Annotated in this window: 10 protein-coding genes and 1 pseudogene; 2 read left to right on the top strand and 9 right to left on the bottom strand. The window is 47.0% G+C overall.

All coding sequences use genetic code 11. The features are described from left to right. Window positions 1-178: 178 nt before the first annotated feature. Both LG384_RS11260 and LG384_RS11265 read left to right on the top strand, forming a co-directional pair. Window positions 179-2,371, top strand: a complete 2,193-nt coding sequence (locus LG384_RS11260) for a type I secretion system permease/ATPase (RefSeq protein WP_225760909.1) — start codon at window positions 179-181, stop codon at window positions 2,369-2,371. After that, the gene (locus LG384_RS11265) at window positions 2,368-3,543 is read left to right on the top strand and encodes an HlyD family efflux transporter periplasmic adaptor subunit (protein ID WP_200013202.1); all 1,176 of its coding nucleotides are present in this window, start codon (window positions 2,368-2,370) and stop codon (window positions 3,541-3,543) included. The genes LG384_RS11260 and LG384_RS11265 overlap by 4 nt, the downstream gene beginning before the upstream one ends. Window positions 3,544-3,616: 73 nt before the next feature. Here LG384_RS11265 and LG384_RS11270 read toward each other — a convergent pair whose 3' ends face one another. The 9 genes and pseudogenes from LG384_RS11270 to LG384_RS11310 form a co-directional block, all read right to left on the bottom strand. Then, complete coding sequence (locus LG384_RS11270) at window positions 3,617-4,468, bottom strand: MarR family transcriptional regulator (RefSeq protein WP_225760910.1); 852 nt, start codon at window positions 4,466-4,468, stop codon at window positions 3,617-3,619. 1,041 nt (window positions 4,469-5,509) lie between these two features. Continuing rightward, a pseudogene (locus LG384_RS11275) lies at window positions 5,510-5,852 on the bottom strand (ISNCY family transposase); the annotation flags it as partial. A gap of 527 nt (window positions 5,853-6,379) precedes the next feature. After that, window positions 6,380-7,093, bottom strand: a complete 714-nt coding sequence (locus LG384_RS11280; RefSeq protein WP_225760911.1) for a YnfC family lipoprotein — start codon at window positions 7,091-7,093, stop codon at window positions 6,380-6,382. A gap of 146 nt (window positions 7,094-7,239) precedes the next feature. Further along, window positions 7,240-7,710, bottom strand: a complete 471-nt coding sequence (locus LG384_RS11285) for a hypothetical protein (RefSeq protein WP_225760912.1) — start codon at window positions 7,708-7,710, stop codon at window positions 7,240-7,242. Then, entirely contained in the window at window positions 7,697-8,461 is a 765-nt protein-coding gene (locus LG384_RS11290; RefSeq protein ID WP_223306991.1) for a winged helix-turn-helix domain-containing protein, read from the bottom strand. Before LG384_RS11290 ends, LG384_RS11285 begins: the two co-directional genes overlap by 14 nt. Window positions 8,462-8,502: 41 nt before the next feature. Further along, window positions 8,503-9,195: a molecular chaperone gene (locus LG384_RS11295; protein ID WP_225760913.1), complete on the bottom strand. Its 693-nt coding sequence runs from the start codon at window positions 9,193-9,195 to the stop codon at window positions 8,503-8,505. Then, window positions 9,167-10,510 (bottom strand): fimbrial protein, encoded by a 1,344-nt coding sequence (locus tag LG384_RS11300; protein ID WP_136345505.1) that lies wholly within the window; start codon window positions 10,508-10,510, stop codon window positions 9,167-9,169. Before LG384_RS11300 ends, LG384_RS11295 begins: the two co-directional genes overlap by 29 nt. Next, on the bottom strand, window positions 10,507-12,987 hold the full coding sequence (locus LG384_RS11305) for a fimbria/pilus outer membrane usher protein (RefSeq protein WP_225760914.1): 2,481 nt from the start codon (window positions 12,985-12,987) through the stop codon (window positions 10,507-10,509). Before LG384_RS11305 ends, LG384_RS11300 begins: the two co-directional genes overlap by 4 nt. Continuing rightward, entirely contained in the window at window positions 12,974-13,651 is a 678-nt protein-coding gene (locus tag LG384_RS11310; RefSeq protein WP_225760915.1) for a molecular chaperone, read from the bottom strand. Before LG384_RS11310 ends, LG384_RS11305 begins: the two co-directional genes overlap by 14 nt. Window position 13,652 lies beyond the last annotated feature (1 nt).

Below are 13,652 nucleotides of genomic sequence, written 5' to 3' on the forward strand. Positions count from 1 at the left end.
TCAAATGAGCTGCGAGGGTATAAACTCACGCAGCTATTCATTTCTTTACATAAAAATTGATAACAAACAGAAAAATAAAGATTTTTTTCTTTTTTATTAGGATTCTGTTCGTATTGATATATCAATTAAATGACATAATTTCGACGCGTGACAATGTTGTTGGATAGGAAGTAGCACTATGAAAACTCATCCGCTTTATGAGCCATGGCTACAAGCCATGCTTATTATTGCGAAACATTACCGGCTTGATTTTTCGTTAGAACATGTCCGGGTGGTGATTAATCACGAAAGCCAGTCACCGCGTCAACAAGTCCTGGAAGATATGGCTCGCCATTTGGGATTAGGATTGAGGAGAGTTTCGGTGAATGCCGAATTACTCGACCCCTGGCGTTTGCCGTTAATTGCTGAGTTTACTGGCGGTCAAATTGCAGTTATCAACCGGATGGATAAAGAGGGGAATGTTAGTCTTCAATTCAGCGGCGATAGTGGTCTTGAAACAGTATTAACGCGAGAGGAGCTTGCAACGCGCCTGCTAGGGGGGGTCGTGCTTCGCCCTCTTGAGTCAACGCCAGACGCACGCGTTGATGATTATATCAAACCTTATGAGAAAAACTGGTTCTGGCAACTGGCGCTGAAAGACTGGCGCCGTTATGGCGATATCATGCTGGTGGCGATGATCGCGAATGTACTGGCGCTTTCAGGCATGGTGTTTTCTATGCAGGTGTACGATCGCGTAGTTCCGTCACAGTCGGAAGCAACGCTATGGGTCCTCTTTGGAGGGGTCATGGTGGCTATTACCTTTGAGTTCATCATGCGTATGCTACGCGTCCATCTTTCAGATGTAATTGGTAAACGCGCAGACCTGCGGATCTCAGAACGCGTATTTGCTCATGCTCTGAGAATTAAAAATGGTGCGCGGTCAAAATCCACGGGCTCTTTCATCGCTCAAATCCGCGAGCTGGAATCGGTGCGAGAGTTGATTACCTCCACGACTATCGCGGCAATTTCCGATCTCCCCTTTTTCCTGTTGTTCGTTTTTATCCTCTGGATGATTGGCGGGCCGCTTGTGCTGGTGGTATTGCTGGCCGTTCCGTTGCTGCTAATCCCTGGACTGCTGGTACAACGTCCATTAGGACGGCTCTCCAGCGAAGGGATGCGCGAGTCGGCTATTCGTAACGCCACGTTGGTAGAGGCGGTACAGGGTCTTGAAGATATCAAGCTGATGCGTGCTGAGCAGCGTTTTCAAAATCAGTGGAATAACACCAATGATGTCGCCGCTAATGTGGCAATGAAACAGCGTTGGCTAACGGGGTTACTGCTGACCTGGACCCAGGAGGTTCAATCCATCGTTTATGCTGTGGTGCTGCTGATAGGTTGTTATCTGGTGATTAGTGGAGATATGACCACCGGCGCGTTAGTGGGTACCTCTATCCTTGCATCACGCACAATTGCTCCACTTTCACAAATTTCCGGCGTGCTCTCTCGCTGGCAGTCAGCGAAGGTTGCGCGTAAAGGGCTTGATGATCTGATGCAACGGCCAATTGACGATCCGCAATCCGGCAAGAAAGTTCATAAAGCCCATCTGCGCGGAAATTACGTTATGGAAGACGTGAGTTTCTATTATGATGAGGAAGAAAAACTTGATGTATTAAATATATCACGTCTCCATATTCAAGCCGGAGAACGTATTGCCCTGCTGGGACGTAACGGCTCAGGGAAAAGTACGCTTCTGCAACTTCTTGCGGGTATGCAGGAACCACAGCAAGGTTCCATCTTACTTGACGATATCTCACTCAATCATCTTGACCCTGCTGATTTACGCCGGGACATGCAGCTACTAAGCCAGCAGGCTCGCCTGTTCTTTGGCTCAGTGCGTGACAATATTATAATGGGCAATCCCTTAGCGACTGATGAGGAGATCCATCAGTCGCTGGTGATAACAGGAGCATTGGATTTCGTTCGTAAACAGAAAATGGGTCTGAATTACATTGTAAATGAGGGCGGGGCTGGTCTGTCTGGCGGTCAGCGACAGGCGCTATTACTCGCCCGCGCACTCTTAACATCACCTAATATTTTGCTGCTTGATGAACCGACGGCCTGGCTTGACGAGGTGAGTGAGAAACAGTTTATCGGCAGTCTGAAAGGCTGGTTGGGAAAAACGCGCACACTCATTGTCGCTACACACCGTTTACCTATCCTTGAACTGGTTGACCGCATCATTGTGCTGGATAACGGCCGAATTGTTATGGATGGACCACGAGATAGCATTCTTCGTGAACATGGTATGACTCCACAAAAAGCGGGCCAACGTACGGTAACAATGAAAAAAGCGACTTCTCAAAAAACGGTAATTAATGAGGAGGGCGTATGAGCGATTTCAGTCGTTTTAACAGTCGTCTTCAGGAGCCTCATCTTCCTCGCTCTAGTCTGGTGGTATGGAGCGTGGTGTCTATGCTTGTTGTTTTCATCGCGTGGGCAGGTTGGTTTCAACTTGATGAAGTTACAACCGGAAGCGGTAAAGTAGTGCCTTCTTCACATGAGCAGGTTATCCAGTCGCTGGAAGGCGGAATCATCCACAAATTGCTTGTTCAAGAAGGCGATATCGTTGAACGCGGGCAGCAGGTTGCACAACTGGATCGAACAAAAACAGAATCCAGTGTTCTGGAAAGTGAATCCCGGTTAAATGCGGCGCTGGCAACTGCTTCACGTTTGACTGCCGAAGTGAATGGTACAGAACTTACTTTTCCGGCTGAGCTGGATGATTATATCGACCTGGTCAGACAAGAGACGGCACTTTTTACTTCACGCCGCGAAAGCCTGGAAAAGGGGGTTGCTGGATTACGTCAGGGAATGACGTTGGTCCAAAGAGAGTTGGCTCTTACTCAACCTTTGGTAAAGCAGGGGGCTGCCAGTAATGTGGAAGTTCTTCGCCTGCAACGGCAAAAGAACGAATTAGAAAACAAAGTGACAGAAATGCAGAATCAATACTTTGTGCGCGCACGTGAAGAATTAGCCAAAGCGAATGCCGAAATTGAAGCGCAACGTTCCGTAATGAAAGGTCGTGAAGACTCTCTAACCCGGCTGACTTTCAACGCACCGGTGAGAAGCATTGTTAAAGATATTGATGTAACGACAGTCGGCGGTGTTATCCCGCCAAATGGCAAATTGATGACTCTGGTTCCACTGGATGATCAGATGGTTATTGAAGCGAAAATCTCGCCCAGAGATGTTGCATTCATTCACCCTGGACAAGCGGCGTTAGTTAAAATTACAGCTTATGACTATTCCATTTATGGAGGTCTTCAGGGTGAAGTAATGATGATTTCACCGGATACAATCCAGGATGATGTAAAACGCGATGTCTATTTTTATCGTGTCTATATCAGAACTAACACTAATCACCTTGAAAACAAACAGGGTAAAGAGTTTCCAATATTTCCTGGCATGATTGCTACTGTTGATATAAAAACGGGCAGTAAATCGATACTCGATTATTTGTTAAAACCATTGAACAAAGCAAAAGAGGCGCTACGAGAAAGATAAAAAAAGCGATCGACGCAAATCGAACGCTTGTAACTTATTACAGGATAACACGAAGGGATGGCATAAAATTTAACTATTTTTCAGGATGTAAATTCAGATAATGCATGACATACGCAAAATATAGACCTGTATAGTTTTCGACGAGTTGAATAAATGATGGGTAAATTTCAATCAATCCATCTGCTCTTTCTTTCAGGTAACCCGTGCCTTGGGCAATTTTTATAATTTTGCTGACATGAATCCGTGACACAAAAAATTCTTTGGCCAGTGCATTCGATGAGTAATTAATGATAGCCCCTCGAGTGGTCATGTTTTCTATGGCTTGCAAGTAAAGATAAAGCATAATCATTCGCCCTCCATCTTTTCCAATAAATACTCCGACTTCGGGTAGATTTTCTTTGAAGGTCACTCCGCGAAAAAGGTATTGAGCCGCTCGTCTGAAAAAGTCTTGTCGGGGCACTTCATCATCCAGTAAATCTACCGAGATATTATATTCGGGATAGAGCAAATTCAACGGCAAAAACGCGCCAGACATATATCTTTTAAGTTCATCAATTCCTTTTTGTGTTGGCATAATCAGGACTTTTCTTCTGTCTTCCGGGCTACGCCATGTTTTAATTCTGTTCGTCGTTTTCAATAGGGCAATTATTGCGATGACGCTATTAGGGCTGGCTATTTTATATCTGGAACAAAGTTCTTTAATATCTGACACGCATGATGCTTGGTTGCCAAAAATAAAACAGCACACTGAGAGTGCAATGTTTAACCTTGATTCTTGAAGCATTACTTTGTAGAACAAAGGTTGCTTCTTATAAAGTTTATCATTGATTTGATAATGTTCTCTTATGGCAGCCCTAAATTTAGGATTGTCTTTTATAATGTTTTTTCGATGAAGCAATGCCTCTGAAGGAGTTTTGGCTTTCATATGGTAGACCTATGTTTAATTATTTAAATAATGTTGATGTGTTGATGTGTTGATGTGTTGATGTGTTCAGATAGCTTGCCATCAATTTATTATACATTGGAAATAATAATATTACTTTTAATATCTAGTCATATTATGAACGTAAGGTGATATTTGATAAGTTCACCACAAAGTTCAGAAGTCAAAGAATATCGTAGCCTGGCTTAAATGACATGCAGGAGGACTCAGACACTCTATTTTGATAATGTTCTCTAGCCTTTTCTTTGTTAATTTTTTTAACACAATATCGAGCTGTATACGAAGCCGATTCGAAAGAAAATCCTGCGCCAATGGAATGGCCATGTGGCCATAATTCCCTAAGATTATTGGATATGAACTGATAATGAAGGCGGGCTAATTTCGAGCCATATTCACCACAACCTAAATAGCGGATTTTATGATTAAAGCATTTACGCATTCGCTTAAGAAACAAAGTTAAGTTGGGGCGATAAAGAGTTGGAAGGTCGTATTGTTTTGAGACCAGGAATTGTCTCTGAATTTATTTTGGCATTAATTCTTTTTCGAAGAACCTTTGTATTAGCTTTGAAGTTAATTCTAATTTTAAATATTACCATCCATTTATTACATGGATTGATTTAAACATGCTTTCAAATTATTTACAGCAATCCGTTAAGTATTCTTTATATCTTTTATGTCTGTAGTAATCATGAGCAGATAAAAATTCCTTATTCGCGACTTTGTAATAATTACTTGAATATAGCAAACGTATTACTGGTCTAACCACAGTTGAGTGCATTATTTGAGAGTCAACTCTCGATATTTCATTCCCTTCAAATTGATAGTCAATGTCACTTTCTCTCTCTAACTCTATGATTTAATTAAGATATTATGATATCTGTTTTTTCATTTGCATTGGTGACAACCTTTCTGAAAGTTGTATTTATCTCTGCAAAGCATAACTCGATTACGTCTAATTTAGAATATGTCGAATTTGAATCTTCAGTTTTGAAGGAATAATATTATACTCATATACATCTGAAAACTCTCCTCGTTGTCGCGTTTATTTGAATCAGTTTAATAAATTCTAGTGCGCGTCCGAGTCGCTTGTTGTCGACGATAGCGCCCTGGTCGATATCTGAAAGGCGATCATAAGTGGAGTAGGGAAGAGCAGTCGCGTTGAGCCGGAGCTCTTTTCTCCCATCTGGATAGTGCCAGACTTCGATATATTTCCCGATGGTCCTTCGGCTTAGCTCAGAGTCTTCAGTCAGATACAGTACTTTGTCATATTGCACTGTCAGGGATTTTGAAACACGACGGGGTTCCCGGCACGTGAAAAATGCTGCCAGATCATCATCATTTTCAAGCGGCTATGGACATCGAAGTTGGGCACGTTCTACACGGCCTTTGGTAGAGCTTGTTTTCGCGCAGATAGTCTGGATAAGTGTGTGTGGCGGTATCAGCTTGGAACTGGCCTACATTCAAAAACAGCTAATGCCGAAGTGGGCAAAAGTTAAAGCACAAAAGAAGAAGCGTTCCAGTTTGCAGTAACCAGAATCACATCCAGCTAATGCACAGGCTTGCACAATCCAAAATATGAAACAGGTTCTGATGATGTCGGTCAGGTAGATGAAGAAGCTACAAGCCAGCACGGACTCTCGAGCGCAGTGAGAGTTTGGCCATAACGTTCCTCGGTCTGAACCAGAGGATGCAAGACAATCCAACTGTTATGCTAACTGAACTGAATTACTATGCACCAGTCTGGCTACAATTCTCGCCACCTGACATTGGTGCGCATAATGTATATTATGTTAAATGTAATATCACAGACCGCACGTATTAGTGCCTGCTCCAGTTCCTTGTCTTGTCTCTCCCGGAACAACTTATTTTTGGGCAAGTCAGATAAACTCTGGATCAGTAATATTCAGTCTGATGGTTCGTAAACATCACCGTGGCTCCGTCTCTATAGGCATCATCATATGCGGTGATGATTGAACAAAGCCGGGCATTTCCATCGGGCTGGTAGCTACAACTCTGTTTTAGCCAGACGGTTGTTCCCCTAACCTTCAACGATGATTCAAAATCGAGAAACTGCGGATTTCCTGCTGGATAAGAGATAATTTTGTCGGTGTGCTTTTGATAATCGCGAATGCGCACCGGAAACTGACCATAACGGTATTCGAACCTTTTACTCACATCGCCGGTTTCCTGGTTAGTCATTGTCTCCAGTAATCCACGTGAATTGTAACTCAGCAAGAATTTGCCACGGTCATTCTCTAGCGCAGTGATCTGACAATCCTGGTTGACCTTGCCAGTGATTTGCTGACCATTGCGTGAGGTCAGGTTGCCATTATTGTTTTCGATATGAAACTCATTTCCACTTATCTTATCGACCATATTTACACGAGTGAAACAACCATTACGGTCATACCAGACATCGGTCATGGCCTGTAACTCCCCTGCACTGTTTCTGATCCATTGCAGGCTGTGCTTGACCTTCCCGCTGCTCGGATCGTGACTGAATAACAGTGCGGCATTAAGCACTGCGGGATTGAATAACACCGGCGATGCCGCATATGCATTTATCGTCAGACAAAAGAACGTAGGGAATAGAAATTTTAATTTCATTGTTATCTGCTATGGAGGCTTAAGAAAGTGTGTTCACTCGTGCGTTTGTGATGGTTTAAAACCATGATGAATGTAGAAGTTTTCAACTTCATTAACAAGGGGTATGTATAGCAAATGTTATACATACCCAGCCCGAGATCATTACCTCACTTGCGACAAAAAACAGATGGTGAGCGGCTGGTATAAAAATGCCATGTGCTGTTATTGAGTCTTAATATGCTGAAATAAAAGGGTTCTTTTGGCTTGAGATAAAAATTAGGTAGCGTTCTTTCCAGCAATGGATGAATCGTTGTGCTGCCTGTGCTTGATGCTACATTTTCAGATTCAAGGAAATAATCGTCCTCTCTGCGGATGAAGTTGAACCAGACATTCTGATTCACTGCCAATATCTCCCCGTTATTATCGGTGATTTTTCCGCGTAAAATAGCAACGCCACGGGCGCCATTAAAAACGTATCTCACAGAAATATCACCACGAATATCGGGATACTCCATCATTAATTCCCCGGAACAATCGAAATTTGAGCGCTGCCAGTTCTGGAGCATTAACGTAGCGACGATCGTCATTACCATCGCTAAGATGATGCAAAGACTCCATTTTAAATTATGCTCCCACATTTCGGGACTCCGTGAAATAATAATATGTAATACAGTCATTATCCCGCCAATGGCTATATTGTTGTCGACAGGTTAATGCAGAGACCCGCGGAAAATGAGGATACATAGTTAGATAAATCCAGGGATGACTCTGACAGTCCAGCGCACTGGTGTGTATAAATTGATGATGCTGGTCAAACTTTAGTACATCCGGATTCGCGTACCAGTGACATCCCTTCCCTATACTCAGCGGTATATAACGGCTAAGCCGGGAATCAAATTGTGTTTGCCAGGTTGCGAATGAGGCTAAAAAGCAAATGAGCACACCTGCCAGAACCCACCAGAGCGTATGTTTGCGTGGCGATTTTGGTGTTGCTTCTGGCGTCGAGACTGGCGAGATTATTGGGCCGCAGAGAAGATCGTCCATCTCCTGCTCAAGCACCTGCAACTGTGGCTCAAGACGGATCCCTACTCTCGGTACGGTGACGATCAGTTCTTCATTCAGACCAAGCTCTTTAAAAGCGCGACGTAGCAATGAGATGTTCTGATAAAATGTATTATTAGTGACCTGAGCACCATTAATAAACCAGACATGTTCAAAGAAATAATCGCGTTCAATAACCTGGCCCTGCCGTTGTATTAATAATGATAAACAACGAGCTGCCGGGGTATTTAGCGTTAAACGTTTCGTCTCATCTGATTTTGCGTGTAATAGATTGCGCTCTGGCCAGAATACGACGGTACCGTTGAGCAAAAAAACTTTTGCCATCATGATCCCTGAATGTTATTTATTTGAAATTAGTTTATCCTGTGTTAATTCACGACACCTGAAAATCCCCAACGATTTCCTTCATCGTTAATCACCGTAAAGTTTATCTTATTATTCTTCATTTCCGCAGTGGCTAAATTAAAAATCGTGCGCCGGGAATGCGGTGAAACCACTATTCCACTTGTGGAATAGTCTCCTAATAATACATTAACCAGAGTAATGTTCCATGAACTATCATTTACAGCGTAAATCTCCCCAGCTTCATAATGAAAGCTCAGAAGATTGATGGTTTTTTCAGTCAACACGCCTGTATTTTTCGGTCTCCATAGGACTTTAAGCTGATTTCTAAGCGCTAATCGCACTTTTTCACCAGCCTGAGCGACCTTCATCTCAGGCGGAATTTGATAAACATTAAGCCAGAATAATGATTCGCGATCGCCTGCGAGCCCGCTACCTGTCGTCATGATCCGCAGTTCTCGCTGTTCCCCTGGCTGAATTTTCAATACCGGCGGAAGCACAACAAAAGGCGCGTTCGTTTGGGATGGACCATTTTCGGGCGATCCGTCATCCACCCAACTTTGCACTACCACCGGATAATCACCATCGTTTACCAGCATTACCGTGCGCTGCGTTTCACCCTGGTTAAAAATCACGCGTGTCGTGCCGATATTAACCGCGGCCTGCGCGCTAAGGACAAACAGCCAGATGCTACTGAATACGCAATAAAACTTGTACATGTGACTGATAGCTCCCCGCCGTTAACGTATCCGCACCAAAACTCGCAAGACGTGCTTCGAAGGTTTCGCTGTAGTAATTCACACCATCCTGACTTCCATTTTGCTGTGTATTACTGCCAATAACCGGCATCCACCCACCTTCGGTGCCACTGCCTGCAGTTGTCACTGCCATAAAATTCACCGGATTACCTGCCCGGTAAACGCGTACACCAACACCTCTGGCACGTCCGGCGGCACCGTATTGCGTATCAAGCAACCAGGTTACCGTTTTGCCTGTGATCAAATTAAAGTTCCAGGCGCTATTGACGCTGCTTTCCGGCGCGAGCAGTCCCATCGCCACATTACTCTTTCCCTTTGCTATGCCCGAAACCACCGTTGATTCACAGGCAAAATCAATCTGGAATGGCGCAGAGGAATATTCCCCTCGTTTGAGCTGGGCCACGGAAATAACCGGCAGATGTACCACCGGAGTAAAGTCCGTCACCTGGCACATTGCCGCACGTTTAATTGTTATGCCGTTATTATAAAGGCTTATAACCGATGGCCAGTCATAGGCCCAGCCCGCCCAGTTGCTGTTACGGTGAGGCTGCCCTATTTTAATACCCCAGGACGCTGTTCCTGGCCCCCGAAACACCACGTAAGCGTTGGGATTCACATAGCTGTCATAAGTCGCGGATTGCTGCTGATTGTAGAAGTAACGAATATCCAGAGTTTTAATTAGCTCCGCGCTTATCGTCGAGAAGTTTTTAGCTTTAATCAGGAAATTACCATTGGTGTCGAGATCCAAATTTTCCAGTGGGCGTTGTTGCCAGCTGTCGGTAAAGATGCTGCCGGTTGCGTCATGGGTCAGGCGCAGAGCCACATTTTTCATCAATGTTAAATAAGCACCCGGTACATCCGTCGCTTCATGCCACCCGCCGTAGTAATCATCGCCGTTAGTTGACCAGGCTTCATACAGCTGTCCGCCGGTATCCGGGGTACAGCGGAAAAAGACCTGTTCCGGATCGTACCCTCCCCCCTTGTGCGCATAGGTCGTAAACGGGATACCACCGCTTGATGTCAGGATCGTACCTGCAGGCTGAAAACCTGAATTGCTGGTGATATCAACAGACTTACTCAGGCCCGGTAGCAGGCCGTTCCAGGCATCGTTTCCGCCGCCAGATCGCCAGTCATTGGCGATACCATCCGTCGCGGCACTCAGGCGGTACGATCCAAGAGCACTGTTACTTCCTGATTTGTAAGGGTAAATGATAGGTTCGCATGCGGCCTGCACTCCAGAGGAAAGCAGAGCTAACAGCAGGATAAATAGTTTCATAACTGTCCTTTTTCCTTGCAGGCCTGAGTTAATGCAATCAGCGGTTCGGTGCGCTGTTGCTCGTTAAGTATCCATGGCAGCGAGCAATCACTGCCTTCGATTGTCAGTAGTCCCTGTTCACCTTCCACACGGGCATACACCTGATTTCCCTGAGCCACCATACCCACGATGCGTCCCCGATCATCGGTCACGGATGCTCCCACCGGGAGTGTCTCTTTGCCGTTCACAGTAATGAGTAGTGGGTAACCAGAAAGCGTCGCAAAACGCAGTTTTACTGCCGCTCCGGCCATTGGAGCGATACGACGCTGGCTCTCCTGTAGCTCAACATGGTTATCCATTTCGCTACTGTCGATAGTCACATTGTTATAGCGGTAAGGTGTTAACGACGGCACCAGTGCGTAACCGCCACGATTGACTATCGCTCCCTGTCCTCCACCGACTCGGGCACCTGCCGCTCCCGGCGCTTCCACCAAAGCAAAGGTGTCGCCCACCCACGGCCCTGCGACGACGCCATGGCGATGCACGACTACCGCACCACGTACGCCAGCAGTCCACTGCTGATAGTTCTGTGCCTGTGAAACACTGCCATTCAGCGTGCCGAATGCGGTATTTTTTTGTAGCGATCCGCTCCAGTCGGTCACAGCGCTGGACTCATCTTTAGCCTGCTGCCAGCCCGTGGACAGCGCGTAATTGACCGTCTCCGCGCTATCGAGTGCACCGGACAGTGACACCTGCGCATTGCGCCCGGCCTGCTGACCCTGACTTGCGGACAATGCCACCGTGTGCTCGCGCTCTCCAAAGCTGAGTGGCATCGAGAATGTGAACGTTGCGACACTCTCTTTTTGCGCCTGTGTGCTGTCTCCGTTACGCCACCAGGTGTTTTGCCGACTGAAGGAGACGCCAAGCGCCACGCGCCCGAGGGTGGTGTTATACCCGGCCTGCAACTGAGTGCTGTTCCCTCGGTCGTCGTAGTAGTCCATCATCGATCCGGAACACCACAGATTTCCGTAACCACCCAGCGTCTGGTTTATGGTGGCGGTAAACTGGTTACGCTGGCGTAGTGTGTCCGAACGCCATGCTGTATCACCTTCGGTAACGCTTCGTTCGCCCAGTACATCCCCGTAATCACGATAGCCTTCCGTGGAATAGCGATAACCTGCCAGCGCTACGTGCGTACCCGTCGGACTAAATGTTTTGCTCCAGTTGGTTTGCAGACGCCAGCCGCTCAGGGACTGAGATGCCATGTGCGCCCGCGATCCAGTAATATCGACGCCAAAAGCGCCCATAGTGGTCGCCACCACACCGCCCATCACCAACGCCTGATAATCATCACCGATACGCAAGGCAGCGTTCGCAGTCAGTAAATTGCTCATTCCACGTTCCAACGTAAAATCGGCAAACGGAGCGTCGGCTGTGCCGTAATCTCGGGTTTTGCCTGCTACCAGACCGTAGCGCCAGACTCCGGGCCGCAGCGACAAAGGCACGCTGGCGTACGGTACGGTGTAGCCACTTTTTTTGCCGTCTGCGCCGGTGATTTCAACTTCTAAATCTCCATCCCAGGCAGTATTTGGCAAGTCGTCGAGCACAAAAGGTCCCTGCGGCACGCTGGTTTCATAAAGAGTGCGACCATTTTGTTTGACTGCTACACGTGAAGGCGTCGATGCCGTACCGCGGATTTCTGGCGCGTAGCCGCGCCGCGACTGAGGCCACATCCGTTGATCGGTTTCCAGTTTGATTCCGGTAAACGCCATGCTGCCAAGTAAATTGCCTGACGTGTAGCTTTCACCTGCGGTAAGTACGCTTTCCAGTTTTGCGATCGGGTGCTGTAGCCAGGTTTGCAGCGCATCCCAGCGTTGAGTTTCTCGATAGTCATCGCGCCGCCAGTTAGCGGAGGACTGCTGGCGAAACTGCCAGCTGCCAATATTGAAGCCACTGCTCAGTCCCAGCCAGCCGTAATCACTTTGCTGCCCGCCGCTTTTGTTGTGATAGACGTGCAGGTTATAGTTGCTGAACAACACACTTTCGCCACTCTGCCACTGCGAAGGAGGTACATAATCCAGCGGTGTTCGTTTAAGAGCTGCCTGTGGAACGCTGAGATTCAAACGCAGCAGGCCCTGGTCGAAATTCCACTGCCCGCCGCTAATACGCGTTTCCGGCTCAAGACAAGCATCTGGCAATGCTTCCATCGACGCCGTAACGCCCTGCTCATCCCAGAATTTAACGGGTAAACAAGGCGCAATACGTCCTTCGGTGTTCGGGCGAAACAGCACATCATCCCGGCCTATGTACTTTCCGTTCAGCCAGATATCCACACTGTAACGCCCGGCGGCAACGGCATCCTGATCGTTGAACTGTGCCAGTCCTTTCTCGTAACCACTTCCGAGCAGTAGTGCCTCGTCGAAAGTGTAAACGTTCGCCAGAACGGGCGTGACGCCGGAAAGAAGCAGCCAACACCAATGTGGATTAATAGCGGACATTATCCGGATTCTCCACCGTCACACGTCCACTTAACGTTGCGCCCTGATCGTTAATCCAGCGCATCTGCGCCTCACTCAAAAGCGACACTTTCGCAGGCCATGATACGGTCGTCCACGGGGCTACCGTTTCGCTCTGAATACGCTGCTTTTTACCCGCCCCGTTGACGTCAAGCGAGGAAAGCGCAAGGTAATAACCACTGTTATTACGCAAAAACAGTTTGCCGTCCTGTAGCCAGACACGGCTAGTCATTGCCATCTCCAGCGGTGAGCCCACCAGCCCTTTTGGTCTCATCAGCACTTTTACGCGGCTGCGTACCAGTACCATCAGTTGATTGTCTGCTTGAGCGCCCTTTTCCGTTGGCGGGATCTGAATGAAGTTAAACCACCACAACGTCTCTCTGTCCTGTACCACCGGTTTTCCAACATATCGCAGTCGCACGGTTTGCCCAGCCTGAGCCGCCAGTCGGAAGACTGGCGGCGTGGTGATAAAAGGAGCATTGGCGGTTTGTGGGACTGATTGAGGGTTACCATCATCCAGCCAGACCTGTACCACGCTGGGGAAATCATCGCGGTTGGTCAGCTGTACGCTGGCTTCCCGGCTGTCAACCGGATAGATAATCCGACTGCCTGTCATGACGACGCTTGCCTGTGTGCTGGCGCACATC

The organism is Citrobacter sp. Marseille-Q3906 (assembly GCF_916618775.1).
Lineage (GTDB): Bacteria > Pseudomonadota > Gammaproteobacteria > Enterobacterales > Enterobacteriaceae > Citrobacter > Citrobacter murliniae.

Bases quoted from the DNA above. Each gene is read 5' to 3' on its own strand.
- LG384_RS11260 (WP_225760909.1), top strand. From the start codon at position 179: ATGAAAACTCATCCGCTTTATGAGCCATGGCTACAAGCCATGCTTATT.
- LG384_RS11265 (WP_200013202.1), top strand. From the start codon at position 2,368: ATGAGCGATTTCAGTCGTTTTAACAGTCGTCTTCAGGAGCCTCATCTT.
- LG384_RS11270 (WP_225760910.1), bottom strand. From the start codon at position 4,468: ATGAAAGCCAAAACTCCTTCAGAGGCATTGCTTCATCGAAAAAACATT.
- LG384_RS11280 (WP_225760911.1), bottom strand. From the start codon at position 7,093: ATGAAATTAAAATTTCTATTCCCTACGTTCTTTTGTCTGACGATAAAT.
- LG384_RS11285 (WP_225760912.1), bottom strand. From the start codon at position 7,710: ATGTGGGAGCATAATTTAAAATGGAGTCTTTGCATCATCTTAGCGATG.
- LG384_RS11290 (WP_223306991.1), bottom strand. From the start codon at position 8,461: ATGATGGCAAAAGTTTTTTTGCTCAACGGTACCGTCGTATTCTGGCCA.
- LG384_RS11295 (WP_225760913.1), bottom strand. From the start codon at position 9,195: ATGTACAAGTTTTATTGCGTATTCAGTAGCATCTGGCTGTTTGTCCTT.
- LG384_RS11300 (WP_136345505.1), bottom strand. From the start codon at position 10,510: ATGAAACTATTTATCCTGCTGTTAGCTCTGCTTTCCTCTGGAGTGCAG.
- LG384_RS11305 (WP_225760914.1), bottom strand. From the start codon at position 12,987: ATGTCCGCTATTAATCCACATTGGTGTTGGCTGCTTCTTTCCGGCGTC.
- LG384_RS11310 (WP_225760915.1), bottom strand. From the start codon at position 13,651: ATGTGCGCCAGCACACAGGCAAGCGTCGTCATGACAGGCAGTCGGATT.